Below are 21,314 nucleotides of genomic sequence, written 5' to 3'. Positions count from 1 at the left end.
GCTTAGGCCCCCCTGATACGGGTTAGCATTTCGGTTGTATCGCGCGACAGGTCGGGCTGGGCGAGAATGCGGTCGAGTTCGGTTTTGATCAAGGCCTGCCGGTCCGCGTCATAGCGTTTCCATGTCTGGAAGGCGGAACACATCCGTGCCGTGGTTTGCGGGTTCAGCGGATCAAGCTTGATCAGCCAGTCGGCCAGCAGGCGATAGCCCGCGCCCGACGCGTGGTGGAACCCGGCATGATGGGCGGCAAAGGCCCCCAGAACCGAGCGGAAGCGGTTGGGGTTCTTCCAGTTGAAATCGGCGTGTTCGGTCAGGGTTTCGACGACCTCGTGGGCCTCTTCGGGGTCGGCTTCCATGACTTGCAGGCCGAACCATTTATCCATCACCAGACGGTCGTCTTTCCACTGTGCCTCGAACGCCTTTAACGCGCCGCTGCCTTTGCCCGCGCGGATCAGGTTCGCCAGGGCACCAAGCTGTTGGGTCATGTTATCGGCGGCACCGTATTGCTTTTGCGCCATGGCACCGTCGTCTGTGCGGGTAAGCAGCGACAAGGCCGCATTGGCAAGCGACCGTTTGCCCGATTGCGCGGCATTGGGTTCATAGGCATCCGTCACCGTGTGGCGCATATAGAGCGTCGGGACCAGATTGGCATAGGATTTCGCCATCGCATCGCGGGTGGCCTCGACCGCGGCATAGATGATGTCGGGGTCTGGGGTGTGGCCGTCTTCGGCCAAGGCGCGGGCCAGATCCGATTGCGAGGGCAAGCTGAGCATCAGCGCGCGGTAGGCCGGATCAAGATGTTCGTCGCTGATCACGGCGCGGATGCCTTTCAGCCAGTCCTTGTTCGGTTTCTTGCCCTCGAGGATCATTGCCAGCAGCGATTTGCGCGCAAGAATGCGGCCCTGTTCCCAACGGTTGAAGGGGTCGGTATCATAGGCCAGCAAATGCGCGCGGTCGGCATCGCTTAAGTCTTGGGTCAGCACCACGGGGGCGGAAAAGCCGCGCAGGATCGACACAATGGGGCGGGTGCCGAGGTTGTCGAAGACAAAGCTTTGTTCGGCTTTAGTCATTTCGAGGATATTGGTTTCCTCGACCTCGTCGCCGTCCTGGTCGATCAGACCCACGGCAATGGGCAGCACCTGCGGTTGCGGATCAGGCGTGGCAGTGCTGGGCGGGGTGTGCTGTTTAAAGGTCAGTGTCAGTTTGCCGTGGTCCCAGTCTTCGGTCACCGACAGACGCGGGGTGCCGGCTTGTGAATACCAGCGTTTGAACTGGGTCAGGTCGCGGCCGGTGGTGTCCTCGAACACGCGCAGCCAGTCTTCGATCGTGCAGGCCTGACCGTCATGGCGGTCGAAATAGAGGTCGAGCGCATCCGCATAGGCCTTGTCGCCGACCAGCAGTTTCAACATCCCGATGACTTCGGCCCCTTTTTCATAGACCGTTGCGGTGTAGAAGTTGTTGATTTCCTGAAAGCTGTCGGGGCGCACGGGGTGGGCCAGCGGGCCTTGGTCTTCGGGGAACTGGCGGGCGCGCAGGTCGATCACATCGCTGATGCGTTTGACTGGGGCCGAGCGCATGTCGGAGGTGAACTGGCTGTCGCGGAACACGGTCAGCCCTTCCTTGAGGCACAGTTGGAACCAGTCGCGGCAGGTGATGCGGTTGCCGGTCCAGTTGTGGAAATACTCGTGGGCGATGATCGCCTCGATCCGTTCAAAGTTCATATCGGTCGAGGTTTCGGGCGAGGCCAGAACGGCAGAGGAGTTGAAGACGTTCAGGCCCTTGTTCTCCATCGCGCCCATGTTGAAATCATCGACGGCGACGATGTTGAACAGATCAAGGTCGTATTCGCGGCCGTAAACTTCTTCGTCCCATTTCATCGAATCCTTCAGCGCCTGCATGCCAAAGGCGCATTTGCCCTCGTCGCCGGGGCGCACATAGAGGTTCAGGGTGACATCGCGGCCGGATTTTGTGGTGAAGCTGCCAGGATGGGCGACCAGATCGCCAGCGACCAGCGCGAAGAGATAGGCGGGCTTGGGCCAGGGGTCGTGCCATTCGGCGCTGTTGGTGTCGTTGGACACAGGGTTGCCGTTGGACAGCAGCACCGGATGCGGGCCGTTGATGGTCACGGTGAACACGGCCATCACATCGGGGCGGTCGGGGTAATAGGTGATCTTGCGAAAGCCTTCGGCCTCGCATTGGGTGCAATACATGCCGTTCGACATATAGAGCCCCTCAAGCGCGGTGTTGCCGGTCGGGTCAATCTCGACCTCGGATTCCCAAACAAAGGGGGCGTTTGGCACGTCGCAGGTCAGGCCCTCGGCGGTGACATCGGGCGTTACGGGTTTGCCGTCGATCTTGGCGCTGATCAGGTTCAGCTTTTCACCGTGCAAAAAGAACGTGGGGTCTGTGGCATCGGGGTTTGGCCGGAACGCGATGGTGCTTTTGACGCGGGTCTTGTGCGGGTCCAGATCAAAGTGAAGGGCAACGCTGTCGATAATAAAGCCGAAAGGCGTGTAATCGGCGAGGTATATCGTCTGTGGGGCAGCGTCGCGCATGGTATTTCCTTTATTTCGGAACTGAATGTCCTGTTCCAAAGTTAATCCCCCGAAGAAGCACCCGCAAGGCGGGAGCGAGAAACTATTGAACGGAGAATGATCATGTCAGCACCCGACACAAACATCGACACCCAGGAAAAGCAACATAAACCCGCCCTTTTGGGGATCATGGCCGCCATGGTCTTTGGTGTGATGATGGTGATGCTATTGCTGTTTTTCATCATCGATAACGGCCGCGATGACATTGCAACAGATGGCGTGTTGATCGAACAGGACGCAGGTGCCGCATCGACGGCTGCGCCCGTTGATCCGGTGGCCACAGGCACCATGGACAGTAATTAAGTTTCCGATTTAACGAGTATTTCAGGGCAGGTTCTGGCGTTCAGGACCTGCCTGTTTTTTGTTTGATGATCCCTGCGAGGCCCCCGATGCCCAAAATGCGCAAGAAAGCCGATCTGCCCACGAAAATCTGCGCCGCATGCGGGTTGCCTTTCATGTGGCGCAAGAAATGGGCCAGAGACTGGGATGCGGTTCGCACCTGTTCTGACAGGTGCCGCGGGGCGCTGAAAAAGCGGGTTTGAGCCATATTGGTAATATAATTTTACCAATATGACTTGCTCAAGTGGATGTTACCTTTTAAGCATTTGACGAAAGCGATCGCAGACGTAACCCCTAGGAGCATTCAATGACCCAACGCACAGATAAGAACGGCTTGCAGGTCGCGGACGAATTGGTCCGCTTCATCGAAACCCAAGCGCTGCCCGGAACCGGTGTGAAACCCGATGTTTTCTGGAGTGGATTTTCTGATCTCGTGCATGATCTGGGGCCAAAGAACCGCGACCTGTTGCAGGTGCGCGAAGACCTGCAGTCGCAGATCGACGCATGGCACAAGGAACGTGCCGGTCAGGATCACGATGCGGCTGCCTATACCGCGTTTTTGCGCGAAATCGGCTATCTGGTGCCTGAAGGGCCGGCGTTTTCCATTGATACCGCTGGCGTTGACCCTGAAATCGCGTCGGTGCCCGGCCCGCAGCTGGTTGTGCCAATCACCAATGCCCGCTTTGCCCTGAACGCGGCCAATGCCCGCTGGGGCAGCCTGTATGATGCGTTTTATGGCACCGATGCGCTGGGCGACCTGCCGCAGGGCAAGGGCTATGACGCGGCGCGCGGCGCACGGGTTGTGGCCAAGGCCAAGGCGTTTCTGGACGAGGCGGCACCACTGGCGTCCGGCTCTTGGGCGGATGTGTCGGGGATCAAACTGTCTGACGGCGCTCTGTCCTTGGCCAGTGCGGGCGGCCTTGCCGATCCTGCGCAATTTGCGGGCTACCGCGGGGATGCAGACGCGCCGACGGCGATTTTGCTGAAACACAACGGGCTGCATATAGAAGTGCAAATCGACGCGGATCACCCGATTGGCAAAACCGACCCGGCGCATGTGTCGGATATGTTGATGGAATCCGCGCTGTCCACGATCATGGATTGCGAAGACAGCGTTGCCGCCGTGGATGCCGAAGACAAGGTTGTCGCCTATGGCAACTGGCTGGGCCTGATGAAGGGCGATCTGTCGGAGACATTCGAAAAAGGCGGCCAGCAGGTCACCCGCGCGATGAACCCCGACCGCGACTATACCGCGCCGGATGGCAGTGCGCTGACCGTCAAAGGCCGGTCGCTGATGCTGATCCGCAATGTGGGCCACCTGATGACCAACCCCGCCGTGCTGGACCGTGACGGTCTGGAAGTGGGCGAGGGGCTGATGGATGCGATGATCACCACGCTGATTGCCATGCACGACCTGCAAAAGACCGGCGGGATGCGCAATTCGGTCGCGGGATCGGTCTATGTGGTCAAACCCAAGATGCACGGCCCTGCCGAAGTCGCCTTTGCCGACGAGATTTTCACCCATGTGGAAAACGTGCTGGCTCTGCCTGCCAACACGGTCAAGCTGGGCATCATGGACGAAGAGCGCCGCACCTCGGCCAATCTGGCCGAATGTATCCGCGCGGCAAAATCGCGGGTGGCCTTTATCAACACCGGTTTCCTTGACCGCACGGGTGATGAAATCCACACCTCGATGGAGGCGGGACCCATGGTGCCCAAAGGCGAGATGAAGAATTCAGCGTGGATCGCCGCCTATGAGGATCGCAACGTCGATATCGGTCTGGCCTGCGGTTTGCAGGGCAAGGCCCAGATCGGCAAGGGCATGTGGGCGATGCCCGACATGATGGCCGCCATGATGGAGGCCAAGATCGGCCACCCCAAAGCCGGTGCGAACTGCGCCTGGGTGCCATCGCCAACGGCGGCGACGCTGCACGCGATGCATTACCATCAGGTTGACGTGCTGGCGCGGCAGGAAGAGATCAAGGCCGGCGGTGCCCGTGGCACGCTGGAGGCGCTGTTGACGATCCCGGTTCTGACGGGCCGCAACCTGTCGGACGCGGAAATCGCAAAAGAGATCGAGAACAACGCCCAGGGTATCCTTGGCTATGTGGTGCGGTGGATCGATCAGGGCGTGGGCTGTTCCAAGGTGCCTGACATTCACAATGTGGGCCTGATGGAAGACCGCGCCACCTGCCGGATTTCTGCGCAGGCGCTGGCGAACTGGCTGCATCACGGGGTGATTTCCGAGGATCAGGTGATGGCCGGTTTGAAGAAAATGGCAGCCGTGGTTGACGGGCAGAACGCGGGTGATCCGCTGTACCGCCCCATGGCACCGGGTTTTGACGGGATCGCGTTCAAGGCGGCCTGTGATCTGGTGATGAAGGGGCGGGTGCAGCCTTCGGGCTATACCGAGCCTGTGTTGCACGCGCGGCGGCTGGAGTTGAAGGCCGCACAAGGGTGATGGTTCGGGAGCGAGGGGCCAGCCCCTCGCGCACCCCGGAGTTTTTTGGCAAAATGAAAAAGGTTTAGAATGATGGTATCGTTAGAGCAGGCGCGGGTGATTATTGCAGAAACGCTGAAAAAAGGCCGCGAGATGGGGTTCAAGCCTTTGTCGGTCGTGGTTTTGGACGCGGGCGGACATCTGCAGGCGTTCGAGCGCGAAGACGGTGCTGCACCGGGGCGTTTCGGTATTGCGCATGGCAAGGCCTACGGGTCGGTGATGCTTGGGATGGCCGGTAAGGCGCAGATGGCGCGGGCCGAGGCGCAGGCCTATTTCATGGCGGCTGTGAACGGGGTTTACGGCGGGGCGGTTGTGCCTGTGCCCGGTGGTATCTTGTTGCGCGATGACAAGGGCGTTGTCATCGGTGCCGTGGGGGTCACGGGTGACACGTCTGACAATGATGTGGAGGCCGGAATGGCCGGCATCGCCGCTGCGGGGATCGCTGCCGAAGCGTGAAACCGTCGCTTTAAGAGGTGTTGAGGTCGCGCATGGGACGCGATAAGCTTTGATCTATTCGCAAGTTTGAGGCTGCATATGTCACGTCCTGTCGTCGGTATTATTGGCAACGCCGGCCTTTTGAATGACCAATACCCTATCCACGCTGCCGGTACGATGAACACGGTGGCGGTGGCGCAGGTTTCGGGCTGTATGCCCTTGATCATCCCCAGTGACCCGTCGCTTGTCTCCGTTCCGGAACTGTTGGACGCCTGCGACGGGTTTTTGTTCACGGGCGGCCGTCCGAATGTGCACCCCGAAGAATACGGCGAGGCCGAGACCGAAGCCCATGGTACCTTTGACCGGGCGCGGGATGCGGTTGCATTGGGTCTGATCCGCGCCTGTGTCGAGCGCGGGCAGCCGTTTTTCGGTGTGTGCCGTGGCTTTCAAGAGGTCAATGTCGCGATGGGCGGGTCGCTGTACCCCGAGATCCGCGATTTGCCGGGGCGGATGAACCACCGGATGCCCCCCGACGGCACGATCGAGGAAAAATTCGAGCTGCGCCATGATGTGACCTTTACGCAGGGCGGCGTTTTCCATCAAATTCTGGGATCGGCAAAGGTGCGGACCAATACCTTGCACGGGCAGGGCATCAAGGAACCCGGCCCGCGCGTGGTGATTGACGGCTTTGCCGATGATGGCACGCCAGAGGCGATTTATATCAGAGGCGCACCCGGTTTCACCCTTGCAGTGCAGTGGCATCCCGAATGGGACGCCGCCAATGATCCGGTGTCGCGCCCCTTGTTCGAACGGTTCGGCGAAGCCGCAAAAGCCTGGGTTGTGGGCAAGCGTCAGGGATTGTTGCAAACCGCCTAGGCTGGGTGTTTTTCCGCTTTGAAGTCAAAGGTATGGCGGGGCGGGGATGCAATGGGTTTGCGACGTGACCGCCAGACATAGCCGGGCGGATTTCGCTGTATCTGCACCGGCAAGGGTGGTTCGGAACCGACCGGTGGCGGCGTGCCGGGCTTGCGACGGCTTTTAAAGGACAGCTTTATCATGCGGGCCCGCCATCATAGGGGCGGGCAGCGCGCAGTGCGTAATCGAGGATGACAGAGACATTAACCATGCACCGAGACTAGCGGCGCATGGTTAATGAATGTTGAAGCCAATTCTACTTTTGACCGATTGGACCTGACGCCCGGCCTACATGTGGCCGCCGGTGACCTGAATGCACTGGCCATTGATGCTTTGGGAACCGGGGCCGATCAACCAGCCGGCTGCCGCAGAGACTTCGGAGACGTCGATCAGACGTTTGTGGGGATTGGAATTTACCATGATCGCGCGGGCTTTTTCCTCGGAGATACCAGCGCGTTGCGAGATGGACGCGGTGTTGCGGGTGACAATCGGCGTGTCCACATAGCCGGGGCAAATGGCGTTGAACGTATAGGGCTGGCCCATGTAATCTTCGGCGAGGGAACGGACCAGCCCGATCATCCCGTGTTTGGAGGCGGAATATGCCGCGGCACCGGGCAGCCCGCGCAGACCCGCCATCGAGGAAATCGCGATCACGCGGCCCCAGTCGGTTTCGCGCATGGATTTCAACGATTCGCGGATCGTCAGAAACGCGCCGTCCAGATTGGTCGCCATCATGTTGCGCCAGAATTCCATATCGGTTTTATGCACGGCTTTGCCTTCGGCGATGCCTGCGTTGGGAATGCAAATCTGGATCGGACCATGGGCGGCAACGGCAGCGGCGATCTTGGCGACCACGTCATCCTCGTTGCGCACATCCATTGCCACGCCGGTCATGTTCGGGCCTGCGACCTCGTCCAGCACGTCTTGGCGGCGGCCGGTGATGGTGACATGCGCACCTTTGGCGGCCAGATCCTGCGCGATTGCCAGACCGATGCCGGTGCCGCCACCGGTGATGAATGCGTGTTTTCCGTTCAATTCCATGATCTTCTCCCTTTGAATTTAGACCATGCTGGCGACCGGGGCCGATGGGCGCAAGCCATGCGGCACTGTCACGCAACGTCGCATGCCCGGAAATCGAACTTTTAGCGCTAGCAGGGGGCAGAATTGGCCTTCAATCCCTGGCCACGACTTGTACTATAGGAACCCAAGCGGTACTGCTCAGAGCAATAATGTTGCGCCACGGTGGTCGCGACACGGCAACACGGGGGATTCTGGATTGAAGATCGGGACGCCAAAGGAAGTATTTGAGGGGGAACGCCGCGTTGCGATGACCCCCGAGTCAGCACTTGCGCTGCAAAAACTGGGTCATGAGTGCATGATCGAAACAGGCGCAGGGATTGCGTCGGGTTTTGACGATGCAGCCTATACCGCTGCTGGTGTTGAGGTCGTCAAGACGGCGGCGGCGCTTTGGAAAGCCGCTGATGTGGTTGCCAAGGTGCGCGCACCGGACGACGCCGAGATGAAAAGACTGCGCAGCGGTCAGACGTTGATCTCGTTCTTCAGCCCTGTCGCGGACGAGGCCAAGATGAAGGCCGCCGCTGACAAAGGGGCCACCGTTGTCGCGATGGAAATGATCCCCCGGATCAGCCGCGCGCAGAAAATGGATGCCTTGTCGTCGATGGCGAACATCGCAGGCTACCGTGCGGTGATCGAGGCGGGCAATAACTTTGGTCGTTTCTTTACCGGTCAGATCACGGCGGCGGGCAAGGTGCCCCCGGCCAAGGTTCTGGTTGTCGGTGCCGGTGTTGCCGGTCTTGCCGCGATTGGGACTGCGACCAGCCTGGGTGCGATTACTTACGCGTTTGACGTGCGTCCCGAAGTGGCCGAGCAGGTCGAATCGATGGGTGCCGAATTCGTCTACCTCGATTTCGAGGAAGAACAGAAAGACGGCTCCACCTCGGGTGGATATGCGTCGGTGTCTTCGCCGGAATTCCGCGAAGCGCAGCTGGCCAAGTTCCGCGAACTGGCCCCCGAAGTCGATATCGTCATCACCACGGCGTTGATCCCCAACCGCGAAGCGCCTGAGCTGTGGACCGAAGACATGGTCGCGGCGATGAAACCCGGTTCGGTGATCATCGATCTGGCGGCGGAAAAGGGCGGTAACTGCAAGCTGACCAAGATGGACGAAAAGATCGTCACCGATAATGGCGTGACCATTATTGGCTATACCGATTTTCCAAGCCGGATGGCGACGCAGGCGTCGACGCTTTATTCGACCAACATCCGTCACCTGTTGACCGATCTGACGCCGGAAAAAGACGGCGTGATCAACCACAACATGGAAGACGACGTGATCCGTGGCGCGACCATCGCCCACGCAAGCGCAGTGACCTTCCCGCCGCCGCCCCCCAAAGTGGCAGCGATTGCGGCTGCCCCGAAAAAGGCACCGGTCAAGGAACTGACACCGGAAGAAAAGCGCGCCGCTGAAACGGCCGCGTTCAAGGCGCAGACCAAGTCGCAGGTCACATTGCTGGCTGTTGGCGGCGCGTTGCTGCTGGCGGTTGGTTTGGTGGCTCCGGCCAGCTTCATGCAGCACTTTATCGTGTTTGTTCTGTCGGTGTTTATCGGTTTCCAAGTCATCTGGGGCGTGGCGCACAGCTTGCACACACCGTTGATGGCGGTGACCAATGCGATCTCGTCGATCATCATTCTGGGCGCGCTGATGCAAATCGGTTCCAGTTCCTTCTTGGTGATTGTTTTGGCGGCTTTGTCGGTCTTCATGTGTGGGATCAACATATTCGGCGGCTTCCTCGTGACACGGCGCATGCTCGCCATGTTCCAGAAATCTTAAGGGGGCGGGAATCATGGATTTTGGTTTCACAACAGCGGCTTATGTGGTCGCAGCAATCCTGTTTATCCTGTCGCTTGGCGGGTTGAGCGGGCAGGAAAGCGCGAAACGCGCGGTGTGGTACGGTATTGTGGGTATGGCTTTGGCCGTGGCTGCAACATTGATCGGGCCGGGTTCCGGCTATTGGCTTTTGTCGATCATCCTGATCGCCGGTGGCGGTGCCATCGGTTATCAGCTGGCGACCAAGGTGCAGATGACGCAGATGCCCGAACTGGTTGCCGCGATGCACAGCCTTGTCGGTCTGGCAGCGGTGTTCGTCGGTCTGATCGCACATTTCGAGATCGGCCGCGTGGGTGGTTTCATCGCTGACGGCGGTGACCCCTATGAACTGGGCACTTTCGCGGCGTTGATCGCCAAGAAATCCGGTGTCGAGCTGAGCATTCTGCGGGTCGAACTGTTCTTGGGCGTGTTCATCGGTGCGGTGACATTCACCGGCTCGGTGATTGCCTATGGCAAGCTGGCGGGTCGCGTGTCCTCCAAGGCGGAAAAACTGCCCGGCGGTCACATGCTGAACATCGCGGCGGCGGCTGTCGCTGTGCTGACGCTGATCTGGTACTTCAACACCGGTGGCTTCCTGCCGCTGTTGCTGATGACGCTGGCGGCCTTGTTCATTGGCTACCATCTGATCATGGGCATCGGTGGTGCCGACATGCCGGTGGTTGTGTCGATGCTCAACAGCTACTCCGGCTGGGCCGCGGCGGCGATCGGCTTTAGCCTTGGCAATGATCTGTTGATCGTTGTTGGCGCGCTGGTCGGTTCTTCGGGGGCGATCCTGTCTTACATCATGTGCAAGGCGATGAACCGGTCCTTTGTCAGCGTGATTCTGGGCGGCTTTGGTGGCCCTGCAGGCGAACAGATGGCGGTCGAAGGCGAACAGGTCGCAATCGAAGTCGACGGCGTTGCGACGATGCTGAACGAAGCGGATAGCGTCATCATCATTCCAGGTTACGGGATGGCGGTTGCCCAAGCACAGCAAGCGGTCAGCGAGCTGGTCAAAAAGCTGCGCGCCCAAGGCAAGAACGTGCGTTTCGCCATTCACCCCGTTGCGGGGCGTTTGCCGGGTCACATGAACGTGCTGCTGGCCGAGGCCAAGGTGCCCTATGACATCGTGATGGAGATGGACGAGATCAACGACGACTTCCCCAGCACGGATGTTGCCATTGTGATCGGGTCCAACGACATCGTAAACCCTGCCGCACAGGACGATCCAAACAGCCCCATCGCCGGTATGCCGGTTCTGGAATGCTGGAAGGCCAAGAACGTGATCGTGTCCAAGCGCGGGCAGGGCACAGGCTACTCCGGCATCGAAAACCCGCTGTTCTTCAAGGACAACACGCGGATGCTCTATGGCGATGCCAAGGCCAGCTTGGACAAGCTGCTGCCGCTGATCGACTGATAGGTCAGGCGGGAAACCATCCCGCTGCTACCGAACTGGAACGCCCCGTTAGAAATGACGGGGCGTTTCGCGTTTTGTCGCCCCCGAGGTTTACGCCAACCCGGTCGTTGGACATCCCGTTTTGGCGTTCTGTCGGCTGCCCTTGTGGACAATGAAGCCGCATAAACCTTTGACGTCGCTACAACCTGACGACACAGACCCGCGCAAAGCCCCGCGTGGTATTCAATGGTACACCGTAAGGCTCTGGAAATATTCGATATTTTATATATCCTTTGCCGCCGATTGTTGTATCTTGGCGCAAATAACCGTTTTGACCGACGAGGACCCGAATGGCTTCGATCAAGGACCACCCCCTGCGTTACGCGCTCAATAGCGAATTGCACGCGCGCCCGTTTCCGTCGCTTGGTGCCCCGCATGTCGCGGCCTATCTCGCCGTGCGCCCCCCCGGCGATGCCGCCACCCGCGACAGATCTGTTGATCTTGAACACCTGTCGGCACTGCTGAAACACTACGGCGCGCCGCTCCCCGCTGAAAATGCCACGCATTATTACGGCCCGATGGGGAAGTTCGCGCTGAAATGGGAACAGCACACCGAATTCGTGACCTATACGGTGTTTTCAGACCAGATCAGCGACCGCCCCTTTGACCCCGCAGAATTCGACGTGTTTCCCGCAGATTGGCGGGCTGGCCTGAACGCGGAACGGATCACCTCGATCCTGCTGCGGTTGGTCCAACGGCCGGAAAACAATGGGCAGATCTCCGATGTCCTGCGCGACTGGTTTGTCCCCGAAAGCCTTGCGGTGGCGAATGTGCTGGATGATGCGGCCACAGTGGCCTGCGATTTCCGCATCGATTCCGCCGGTCACATGCGCGTGGCGATCTTTGCCGCCCCCCAGACAGGTGAACGTCGCCTTGGACGTATCGTCCAGCGGATGTGCGAGATCGAGACCTATAAATCCATGTCGATGCTGGGCTTTGCCAAGGTGCGTGATTTCGGCGGGCAGTTGAATGATCTGGACAGGGAACTGACCAACCTGATGGCCGCCATGCGCGCCTCTGATGCAATGGCCGAAGACACGTTGCACAAGCTGTTGGACATCTCAGTGCAGCTTGAAACCCTGTCGGCTCAAACCTCCTATCGCCTTGGCGCGACCGAGGCCTATCAGGCGATTGTCACCCAACGGATATCGGCCCTGCGCGAAACGCGGTTCATGTCGCGGCAAGGGTTTGATGAATTCATGATGCGCCGCTACGAGCCCGCCATGCGCACGGTCAAATCCTCCGAGATGCGGTTGCAGTCCATGTCGGCCCGCGCCATTCGCGCCTCGGAACTGCTGCGCACACGGGTGGATGTGGAACGCTCTGCCCAGAACCAGGAAATTCTGGCCAGCATGGACAGGCGGTCGGATTTACAGCTGCGTCTGCAACACACCGTCGAAGGGCTGTCCGTGGTCGCGATCAGCTATTACGCCGTGTCGCTTGCCAGCTATGCGCTCTATCCGCTGGCCGAACCCTTCGGAATCAGCAAGGGCGTTCTGACTGCCGTCGCTGTGCCGATTGTGGTCTTGGTGGTGTGGTGGATGCTGCGGCGGCTACGCAGCAAGATCCACTAGGGCCTCAGCCATGTGCCACGCGGCCCTCAGGGGCAGCGCGCAGCAGGGCGTTCATGGTCAACACACCAACGCCGATCATCACGATGGCCATGATCGCTGCCAGCGACAGGGTAGGGACACCGGACAGACCGGCACCCAAAGTGCAGCCGCCCGCCAGCACACCACCAACGCCCATCAGCGCGGCACCTGCCAAATAGCGACCGGTCTGGGCGGGGCTCTCAAAGCTCTGCCAGGCAAAGCCGCCAAAGGTCAGGCTTGCCAGCAACGCCCCGACGATGACGCCGCCCACAAGGCCAACACCGAAACCGGCAGGCACAGCACTGCTTGCGATGGCCCAGAACAGCGTTTCGGCGGCGGGGGAGGTGAACGACAGGCTTTCCATCGCAATGGGGTCGAATTCGTCAAACAGGATGAAACCGGTGCCGACCCAGGCCAGTGGGGCCAGCAGGCCGATGACCGCCGCCATACCCAAGGTGCCAACCCCGTTGCCCGAGCGCAGCGCATAGACCAACGCAGGCACGGCAATCACTGCCGTCCACAGCCACGCGCCACCGGGCAGGGCGGCAAGGCTGATGGCGTCGCCCATATCAACGGTGACACTCCCCAAAGCGACCCGCAGGGGGGCCAACACCCCCTTCAGCGTGGCATGGGCAACAATCGCAAACACAACGACAACAAGTGCTGCCCGCAGATTGCCGGAGCCCGCCAGAATGGTCAGACGCGACACACAGCCACGGGTCAACACCATACCGGCCCCGAACAGCAACCCGCCAACCACAATCGCGGCAACCGGCAGATCAGATACCATATAGCGATGCTCGGCAAAGCTGATCCAACCCATCGACACGGCGGCCTGGGTCCCGACAACGGCAAAGGCAAGCGCCGTCAGCCACACACCCGCAGCCGAAACCCGATCCGCGCCGATCAGGGACCTGCGGAAACAGAACTTGGTAATCTGTCCAAAGACGCCGAACAGCAGGCCAATGATAATGGCAAGCAGAACAGATGCCTGCTGCGGGGTGGTGTTTTCAAAACCGAATGACTCAAACATCGCCTGATCCTCTGCGAAATGGAATTATTTCCCAATTGGCGCGAAAAAACGCTGATATCAAGCAATTCATATGTGTATTATAGGGTGTGAACCGGAACATTTTCCCGCGTTCCGCGCGCCCTACAGGAACCATTCCCCCGATTTTGCGCCCCATGGCAGCTATCGTTCCACGTCACCCGCCGCGCACCGGTGTCGCTTCCTTATTCACCCATAAAAAAAGGGAGGACCAATATCCCCCCTTCACCCTTTCTTAAATACTCAAATCCGCCAGCAGCCCGACAGACCCAAGCCCGCGTCCGGTCACCGCCCCCGCAACCGCGGGTCCAGGGCATCGCGCAAACCGTCGCCCAGATAGTTCACGCTCAACACCGTCAGCGAAATCGCGATTCCCGGCAACAACACCCGCTCGGGGAATTCCTGCATCCGGCTGACCGCGTCCGACAACAGCTTGCCCCAGGTGGGGAAGTCCGACGGAAAACCGACCCCCAGAAAGCTCAATGCGCTTTCGGTGATGATCGCTGTGGCGAGACCCAGGGTCGCCGACACCATGATGGGCGAGATGACGTTGGGCAGCAGGTGCCGCCGGATAATCTTGCCCGACCGCGTCCCGATCGACCGCGCGGCCAGAATGAACTCGCGTTCTTTCAGCGCCAGAATGTCGCCGCGCACGATCCGCGCGGTTTGCATCCAGGATGTCAGGCCGATGATGCCCACGATCAGGATGAACATCCCGCCTTCGGGCCCAAAACGTGAATTCAGCGGCTGGCGGAACAGCGTCACGGCCAGCAGTGTCAGGGGCAGGATCGGCAGGGACAGCACCAGATCGGTGAAGCGCATCAGCCAGAAATCGAGCTTTTTGAAATAGCCCGAGATCACGCCAATCGCGGAGCCGATCACCAGTGCCAGCGCCATGGCCAGCCAGCCCACGGCCATCGACACCTGACCGCCTGCAATCATCTGCGCCATGATATCGCGGCCCAGCTGGTCTGTGCCGAACGGATGTGCCCAACCGGCCTTGGCCTCGCTGTCGAACAGCAACTGGTACACGGGGCGCCAGTTCTTGTTGCGGATGTCCAGCGCCTTGGGGTCAACGTCCCACAGGAAGGGGCCGAAAACCACCGCCAGCGTGATGAACAGCAAAAAGCCACCGCCGAACACGGCACCTTTGTGTTTGCGGAACTGCTGCCAGACGTCGATCCATTGGCTGCGCGGCGGCTTGGATGGTTCCTTGTCGACCAACGCGCCAAAGGTTTCGATGTCGGCCTCGATGGGGCTTGCTGGAATGGCTTGCTCAGTCATAGCGGATCCTCGGGTCAAGCAGGCCGTACAAAACATCGGCAATCAGGTTAAACAGAACAATCAGGATGGCAAAGATAAAGGTCAGCGTCATCACCATCGGCAGGTCATTGGCGAACAGGGCAGTCAGCAGCAGCTGGCCGATGCCGTTCACCTTGAACACGTTTTCGGTAATGATCGCGCCGCCAAAGATCGCGGGCATCCCAAGCGCAATCACCGTCACAACGGGGATCATCGAATTGCGCAGCACATGCACCAACACAACCGAGGATTCCTTGAGGCCCTTGGCCCGCGCAGTGCGCACGTAATCCTGATTGAGGTTGTCCAGCATCGCACCGCGCATATAGCGGCTGATCTGGGCCGTTGTTTGCAGCGCCAGCACCATGACCGGCATGATCATCTGCATGAACTGGATCTTAAAGCTGGCCCAGTCGGTGACCACATGGGTGGTGTCATAGATCGACGGCAACCAGCCCAGCGTGACCGAAAACACCACAATCAGCAGCGGGCCCGTAAAGAAGGGCGGGATCGAAAAGCCGACCATGGTGATGAAAGTACCGGCCTGATCGAACAGCGAATAGTGGCGATAGGCCGAATAGATACCGATCGGGATCGCGATCAGGATGCCAACGACATAGCTTAGCCCCACCACCCAAAGGGTCTGTGGCATCCGCTGGATCACGATATCCATGATCGGGCTGCGGGTCTGCCAGCTGATGGTGCGCTGCACGGGGCGCACGGCACCGGTATCGGGGTCGATGAAGGTCGAGAAATGCGTGTCCGGCAGCCAGCCCAAAAGGAAGGAGTCCCGTGTCGCCCAATCCAGGAACACCTGCGGTTCAACCCAGAAGAACTGGATCAGCCATTTGTAATATTGCACATAGATCGGCTGGCCAAGGCCAAGCGCTTCGCGCATCTTTTGTTTGACTTCTGGGGGCACGGTCAGCGGAACCTGCGCCATCGGATCGCCGGGGGCGAGCTGGAGCAGCAGGAAAATAACCATACTGATGAACAAAAGCGTCGGGATCGACAATAGCAGTCGTCGAATGGTGAAAGTCAGCATGCGCGGCGCCTTTGCAGGTCAGTCTGTGGTGATGGTGATTCAGGTGGTCGGTCCGGAGAGGGGGAGCGTAGAACACGCTCCCCCAAAGAAGGAAAGTATTATTCCTTGATGCGGTACCAATCAGCGGCATTCCAAAGCTCGGAATCCCATGTGTTCAGCACAACGCCACCCAAAGTGGTGGAGGCAGCCGATACACGACCACGGTCAACCAGTGGAACGATTGTCATGGTTTCTTTGGTGATGATGTCGTTCAGACGCTTGGCGATTTCGCCACGCTTGGACAATTCACCTGTGCGGGACAATTCGTCCAGCAGTTCATCATATTCCGCGTTACAGAAGCGGTTGATGTTTTCACCCTGCCACTGGCTGGATGGCTTTGGTTCGTTGCCACAACGGTAGGCCGACAGATAGGACTGTGGGTCTGTGCCGTCAAAGTTGTTTGCGTACATTTCAACGTCTGCATAGAACTTCTGGAACGTGTCAGGCGAACCTGGGTCACCACCAAAGAAGACAGACGCGTCAAGGTTGCGCAGTTCGACTTCGACACCGATCTGGTTCCACCAGTCTTTGATCAACGCCTGGAAGTCCTGACGGACAGCGTTGGTCGAGGTCTGGTACAGAACCGACAGCTTTACGCCGTCTTTTTCACGGATACCGTCGCCATTGCTATCGGTATAACCGGCTTCTTCCAGCAGTGCCTTGGCACCTTCCAGATCCTGCGTCAGACATTCGGTGTTGTCGGATGCATAGAGTGCAGGGGCAGGAACAAGGTTACAGGTTGGACGACCGGCCTGACCATAACCGACTTCAACCAGAAGCGGGCGGTCGATTGCCATGGAAAGCGCCTTGCGGACGTTGAAATCCGACAGGAACGGATGCGGGTGCATCACGGTGGACCGCTCGCCCTCGGGCAGGTCTGCCGATGGGTTGGTCATGTTCATCTCGATACGTTCGACCAATGTGCCGAATGCCGAGATAGGAAGACCTTTGCCGCCTTCGGCCATTTTGGCCAGTACGTCAGGCGCCAGCTGCATGTTCCATGCATAGTCGTATTCGCCGGTTTCCATAACCGCACGACCCGCTGCTGTCGCGTCGCCGCCACCTTTAAAGGTCAGCGATGCAAAGGCTGGTTTGTTCGGGTCACGGAAGTTCGGGTTGGCAACCATCTGGATCACGTCGTTCGGACGGAAATCCGTAACCATGAACGGGCCGGTGCCGATCGGGTTAAAGTTGGCTTCGGTACATTCAGGTGCCTTAGCACCCAGACATTCCGCGAACTGAGCCGCCTGAATGATCGGTGCCTGAGCACCCATGAACGGGCCGTAAGGGTTTGGTTTTGCGTCAGAAAAATTGACCGTAACAGTCAAGTCGTCGACGATATCGACAGATGTAACACCGTCATATTTGGAACCCTGTGCGCAACCGCCTTCAGGGTGCATACAATATTCGGCTGTGAACTTGATGTCAGCCGATGTCACAGGCGTGCCGTCAGACCACATCAGGCCTTCTTTCAGCTTCCATGTGATGGATTTCAGGTCTTCGGCAACGCCGCCGTTTTCAACGGTCGGGATTTCCTGGGCCAGGAAAGGCACCAATGCGCCGGTTTCGTCATAACGGCCCAAAGGTTCGATCACGAGGCTGGAGGCTTCGAGATCCTTGGTGCCGCCGGACAGATAGGGGTTCAGGATCGATGGCGCTTGCCAATAGATGATCTTGACCTCGCCGTCGCGTCCGCGCTCTCCCTCGTGGGAGGCTGCGAATGCAGCGGGGGCAAGAGCCGTCAAGGCAATTGCACCCATCAAAAGGGTTTTCAACGTCATAACTTACTCCTTGTTGGGCACCGGTGATTTCTTTGGTGGTGCCGCATTTTTATTGTTGGATGCCAAATCATCGACATGGCCCCAACTTTCTTATCATCGCGTCAGAAAGGTCAATAGGATGAAATACAACTGTTCAATTAATTTGCAGTTGCCCTTCGCCATATTGCTTCCCCAAGCGCACGTAGCGCCATCGAAACAGAATTCGCGCAAAATGCAAGCGTCGTGAGAGCGGTAACGCCACGACGTCCCGTGTTGTTTGACACTGGGTGACGAATGGTCTTAGCGTTTGCGCAATACTTCACCTACCAGCGTTGGATTATCTCATGCTTGACGACAGCACATCGACACCAATTGCACAAATTCAAGGGCTTAGGGTCGAATTTCAAACCCAGGACGGCCCCGTTGTAGGGGTCGAGAATGTCAGTTTCGACATTAAATCCGGCGAAACCGTTTGTGTGGTCGGCGAATCCGGTTCGGGAAAATCCGTTTCGTCGCTGTCTTTGATGCGGTTGGTGGAATTCGGCGGTGGGAAAATCACCGGCGGGCGCCTATTATTTGAGCGCCAGAATAATGCTGCGGTGGATCTGGCACAGACCGACCAGGATCAGATGCGCGAAATTCGCGGCAATGAAATCGGCATGATCTTTCAGGAACCGATGACCGCGCTGAACCCTGTTTTCACCGTGGGCCGCCAGTTGACCGAAGGCTTGCGGCTGCACAAAGGCATGACCAAGGCCGAGGCCGAAGCCCGCGCGCTGGAATTGCTGACACAGGTGCGAATCCCCCAACCCGACCAACGGCTCAAGCAATATCCCCATGAATTGTCCGGCGGGATGCGCCAGCGTGTGGTGATCGCGATGGCCTTGGCCTGTTCGCCACGCCTGTTGATTGCAGATGAACCCACAACGGCGCTGGATGTGACCATTCAGGCCGAAATCCTTGCGCTGATCGACCGGCTGAAACGTGAAACCGGCACCGCCGTGATGTTCATCACCCATGACATGGCTGTCGTTGCGCAAATGGCGGACCGCGTTGTCGTCATGTTCCGCGGCAACAAGGTCGAAGAGGGCACGGTCGAGGAAATCTTCGAGAACCCACAGCACCCCTATACCAAGGCCTTGCTGGCCGCCGTGCCAAAGCTGGGCGAGATGACCGGCAAGCCCTTTCCCGAGCCGATGAAACTGTTGGGCAACAAGGACAAGGAAATCGTCCCGATCAAGGGCACGACCGAAACCTTGCTGACAGTGAAAAACCTGACTACGCGCTTTCCGGTCAAGGGCGGGTTCTTCCGCCGCACCATCGCCAATGTCCACGCCGTCGAAGACCTGTCGTTCACCATAAACAAGGGCCAGACCCTTAGCCTTGTTGGCGAATCCGGGTGCGGTAAATCGACTGCGGGCCGGTCGATTTTGCGTCTGGTTGAACCGCTCTCGGGCGAGATCGACATCGCGGGCAAGGACATCATGGCGCTCAATTCCCATGACCTGCGCGAAGCGCGCCTTGATATGCAGATGATCTTTCAAGACCCGTTTGCCTCGTTGAACCCGCAAATGCAGCTGTCCGATCAGGTCGCCGAACCGATCCACAACTACGGCACCCTCAAAGGAGAGGCCCTGACCAAGCGCATCGAGATGCTGTTTGACCGTGTGGAACTGCCCCGCAGCTTTATGCGCCGCTTTCCCCACGAACTGTCTGGCGGCCAGCGCCAGCGTGTCGCGATTGCCCGTGCTCTGGCCCTGAACCCCAAGCTGATCATCGCCGACGAAGCGGTATCGGCACTGGATGTATCGGTGCAGGCGCAGGTGGTGAACCTGATGCTGGAACTGCAACAAGAGCTCGAGCTGTCCTTCCTGTTCATCAGCCATGACATGGCTGTGGTCGAACGGGTTAGCCATCAGGTCGGCGTCATGTATCTGGGCCGCATCGTTGAGCTGGGATCGCGCCAGCAGGTGTTCGAAAACCCGCAGCACCCCTATACGCAGGCCCTGATGAAGGCGGTGCCCATCGCCGATCCGCGCAAACGCAAAAAGGAAAGCGAGCTGAATTTCAAACCGATTCCCTCGCCGATCCATTCGGTCAGCTACACGCCCGAACCCTCCGTCTATAAAACCGTATCCCCCGGCCATCAGGTGCTTTTGACCGACAGCGGATACTAAAGGATCGCCCCCATGGCAGAACGCATGACCCCCTTTGAACTCATGGAAAAGCTCATCAGCTTTCCCACAGTCTCGCGGGATACGAACATACCCCTGATCGACTGGGTGGCCGATTATCTGGCAAGCCACGGCATCGACAGCCACCGCTACATCGACCCCGGCCAGCCCAAACATGCGCTGTTTGCCCATGTCGGCCCGTGGGTCGAAGGGGCTGTTGTCCTGTCGGGCCATACCGATGTGGTGCCCGTTGACGGCCAGCCGTGGGACACCGACCCCTTCACCGTGGTCGAACGCGATGACCGCTACTACGGGCGCGGCACCTGCGACATGAAAGGGTTCGACGCCATGGCGATCTGGGCCATGGTCGAGGCGAAATACAGCGATATCAAACGGCCCTTGCAAATCGCCCTCAGCTTTGACGAGGAAGTCGGCTGCACCGGTGCGCCCCCGATGATCAAAGCCATGCAACCGGTGCTGCCCAAGGGCAATCTGGTGATCGTGGGCGAACCCTCGACGATGCAGGCGGTCACGGGGCACAAGGGCGGCTGCGGTTTCAACACCCATGTGGTCGGCTTCGAAGTTCATTCCTCCCTGATGCACACCGGCGTGAACGCGATCATGGCAGGGGCCAAGCTGGTCGAATGGGCCAACGAAATGAACACCGAAAACTTCGCGCGCAAGCCCTCTGATCTGGCCGCGATGTTCGATCCACCCTTTACCACCTGCCACGTTGGCCAGATTTCAGGCGGCACCGCCCATAACATCACCGCCAAAGACTGCTATTTCGCAATGGATTTCCGCGTCGTGCCGGGCGAAGACAAAAACGCTTGGGGCACCGCCTATCTGAAAAAGGTGCGCGAAGTCGAAAAGCAGATGCAAGAAGTCGTGCCGGAAACCTATATCGAAGTCACCCCGCGTTTCGACGTGCCCGCCTTGCAACCGGAAAAGGACGGTCTTGCCGAATCCTTTGTACGCCAGATCACCGGTGACAACGCCAGTCACAAGGTCAGCTACGGCACCGAAGCCGGCCAGTTCCAGGACGCAGGCTATAGCGCTGTGATCTGCGGGCCGGGTGATATCGCGCAGGCGCATCAGCCCAATGAATATATCGAAATCTCCCAGTTCGAGGCCGGACACCAGTTCATGCGCGACCTGATCGAACGGTTGAAATGACACGGGTGAAATGACACTGGCAACCCTCCCCATTTCCTTAATTCCAAATGGACCA

General features: G+C 59.0%; 16 protein-coding genes. 10 read left to right on the top strand and 6 right to left on the bottom strand.

The window, feature by feature from the left end:
• Window positions 1-2: 2 nt before the first annotated feature.
• Entirely contained in the window at window positions 3-2,555 is a 2,553-nt protein-coding gene (gene pepN, locus ACSQ13_RS08910) for an aminopeptidase N (RefSeq protein ID WP_295511964.1), read from the bottom strand.
• Window positions 2,556-2,657: 102 nt separating this feature from the next.
• Here pepN and ACSQ13_RS08905 point away from each other — a divergent pair, with 102 nt between their 5' ends.
• The 5 genes from ACSQ13_RS08905 (at window position 2,658) to ACSQ13_RS08885 (ending at window position 6,744) form a co-directional block, all read left to right on the top strand.
• On the top strand, window positions 2,658-2,897 hold the full coding sequence (locus ACSQ13_RS08905; protein WP_295511965.1) for a hypothetical protein: 240 nt from the start codon (window positions 2,658-2,660) through the stop codon (window positions 2,895-2,897).
• Window positions 2,898-2,962: 65 nt separating this feature from the next.
• Window positions 2,963-3,136 carry a DUF2256 domain-containing protein gene (locus ACSQ13_RS08900; RefSeq protein ID WP_435988238.1) on the top strand — a complete coding sequence of 58 codons (174 nt, stop codon included), beginning with the start codon at window positions 2,963-2,965 and terminating at the stop codon, window positions 3,134-3,136.
• A gap of 104 nt (window positions 3,137-3,240) precedes the next feature.
• The gene (locus ACSQ13_RS08895; protein WP_295511969.1) at window positions 3,241-5,394 is read left to right on the top strand and encodes a malate synthase G; all 2,154 of its coding nucleotides are present in this window, start codon (window positions 3,241-3,243) and stop codon (window positions 5,392-5,394) included.
• Between the two features lie 69 nt (window positions 5,395-5,463).
• The gene (locus ACSQ13_RS08890) at window positions 5,464-5,889 is read left to right on the top strand and encodes a GlcG/HbpS family heme-binding protein (protein ID WP_176249413.1); all 426 of its coding nucleotides are present in this window, start codon (window positions 5,464-5,466) and stop codon (window positions 5,887-5,889) included.
• A gap of 78 nt (window positions 5,890-5,967) precedes the next feature.
• Window positions 5,968-6,744, top strand: coding sequence for a gamma-glutamyl-gamma-aminobutyrate hydrolase family protein (locus ACSQ13_RS08885; protein ID WP_176249412.1), 777 nt, complete (start codon window positions 5,968-5,970; stop codon window positions 6,742-6,744).
• A 327-nt stretch (window positions 6,745-7,071) separates the two neighbouring features.
• Here ACSQ13_RS08885 and ACSQ13_RS08880 read toward each other — a convergent pair whose 3' ends face one another.
• Window positions 7,072-7,824, bottom strand: coding sequence for an SDR family NAD(P)-dependent oxidoreductase (locus ACSQ13_RS08880; RefSeq protein ID WP_176249411.1), 753 nt, complete (start codon window positions 7,822-7,824; stop codon window positions 7,072-7,074).
• A gap of 235 nt (window positions 7,825-8,059) precedes the next feature.
• Between ACSQ13_RS08880 and ACSQ13_RS08875 the strand changes: the two genes are divergently transcribed.
• From ACSQ13_RS08875 to ACSQ13_RS08865, 3 genes are all read left to right on the top strand, one after another.
• Complete coding sequence (locus ACSQ13_RS08875) at window positions 8,060-9,634, top strand: Re/Si-specific NAD(P)(+) transhydrogenase subunit alpha (protein ID WP_176249410.1); 1,575 nt, start codon at window positions 8,060-8,062, stop codon at window positions 9,632-9,634.
• Between the two features lie 13 nt (window positions 9,635-9,647).
• Window positions 9,648-11,087 carry an NAD(P)(+) transhydrogenase (Re/Si-specific) subunit beta gene (locus tag ACSQ13_RS08870; protein ID WP_176249409.1) on the top strand — a complete coding sequence of 480 codons (1,440 nt, stop codon included), beginning with the start codon at window positions 9,648-9,650 and terminating at the stop codon, window positions 11,085-11,087.
• A gap of 329 nt (window positions 11,088-11,416) precedes the next feature.
• On the top strand, window positions 11,417-12,700 hold the full coding sequence (locus ACSQ13_RS08865) for a DUF3422 family protein (protein ID WP_295511971.1): 1,284 nt from the start codon (window positions 11,417-11,419) through the stop codon (window positions 12,698-12,700).
• Window positions 12,701-12,704: 4 nt separating this feature from the next.
• Here the strand turns inward: ACSQ13_RS08865 and ACSQ13_RS08860 are convergent, their stop codons facing one another.
• From ACSQ13_RS08860 to ACSQ13_RS08845, 4 genes are all read right to left on the bottom strand, one after another.
• A complete protein-coding gene (locus ACSQ13_RS08860; RefSeq protein ID WP_295511973.1) occupies window positions 12,705-13,751 on the bottom strand; it encodes a YeeE/YedE family protein in 1,047 nt (348 codons plus the stop codon).
• A gap of 300 nt (window positions 13,752-14,051) precedes the next feature.
• The gene (locus ACSQ13_RS08855) at window positions 14,052-15,050 is read right to left on the bottom strand and encodes an ABC transporter permease (protein WP_176249406.1); all 999 of its coding nucleotides are present in this window, start codon (window positions 15,048-15,050) and stop codon (window positions 14,052-14,054) included.
• The gene (locus ACSQ13_RS08850) at window positions 15,043-16,110 is read right to left on the bottom strand and encodes an ABC transporter permease (RefSeq protein ID WP_295511974.1); all 1,068 of its coding nucleotides are present in this window, start codon (window positions 16,108-16,110) and stop codon (window positions 15,043-15,045) included. The genes ACSQ13_RS08855 and ACSQ13_RS08850 overlap by 8 nt, the downstream gene beginning before the upstream one ends.
• 98 nt (window positions 16,111-16,208) lie before the next feature.
• Complete coding sequence (locus ACSQ13_RS08845) at window positions 16,209-17,930, bottom strand: peptide ABC transporter substrate-binding protein (protein ID WP_295511975.1); 1,722 nt, start codon at window positions 17,928-17,930, stop codon at window positions 16,209-16,211.
• 323 nt (window positions 17,931-18,253) lie between these two features.
• On the opposite strand from ACSQ13_RS08845, the gene ACSQ13_RS08840 reads away from it, so the two are divergent.
• Together ACSQ13_RS08840 and argE are read left to right on the top strand one after the other, a co-directional pair.
• Entirely contained in the window at window positions 18,254-20,086 is a 1,833-nt protein-coding gene (locus ACSQ13_RS08840; RefSeq protein ID WP_295511978.1) for an ABC transporter ATP-binding protein, read from the top strand.
• Window positions 20,087-20,098: 12 nt separating this feature from the next.
• Window positions 20,099-21,259, top strand: a complete 1,161-nt coding sequence (gene argE / locus ACSQ13_RS08835; RefSeq protein WP_295511979.1) for an acetylornithine deacetylase — start codon at window positions 20,099-20,101, stop codon at window positions 21,257-21,259.
• Window positions 21,260-21,314: the final 55 nt, after the last annotated feature.

The organism is Sulfitobacter sp. SH22 (genome assembly GCF_965641905.1).
Taxonomy (GTDB): Bacteria; Pseudomonadota; Alphaproteobacteria; order Rhodobacterales; family Rhodobacteraceae; genus Sulfitobacter.
Note: the sequence above shows the minus strand (reverse complement) of the source record. Positions and strands in the feature narration are given on the sequence as shown.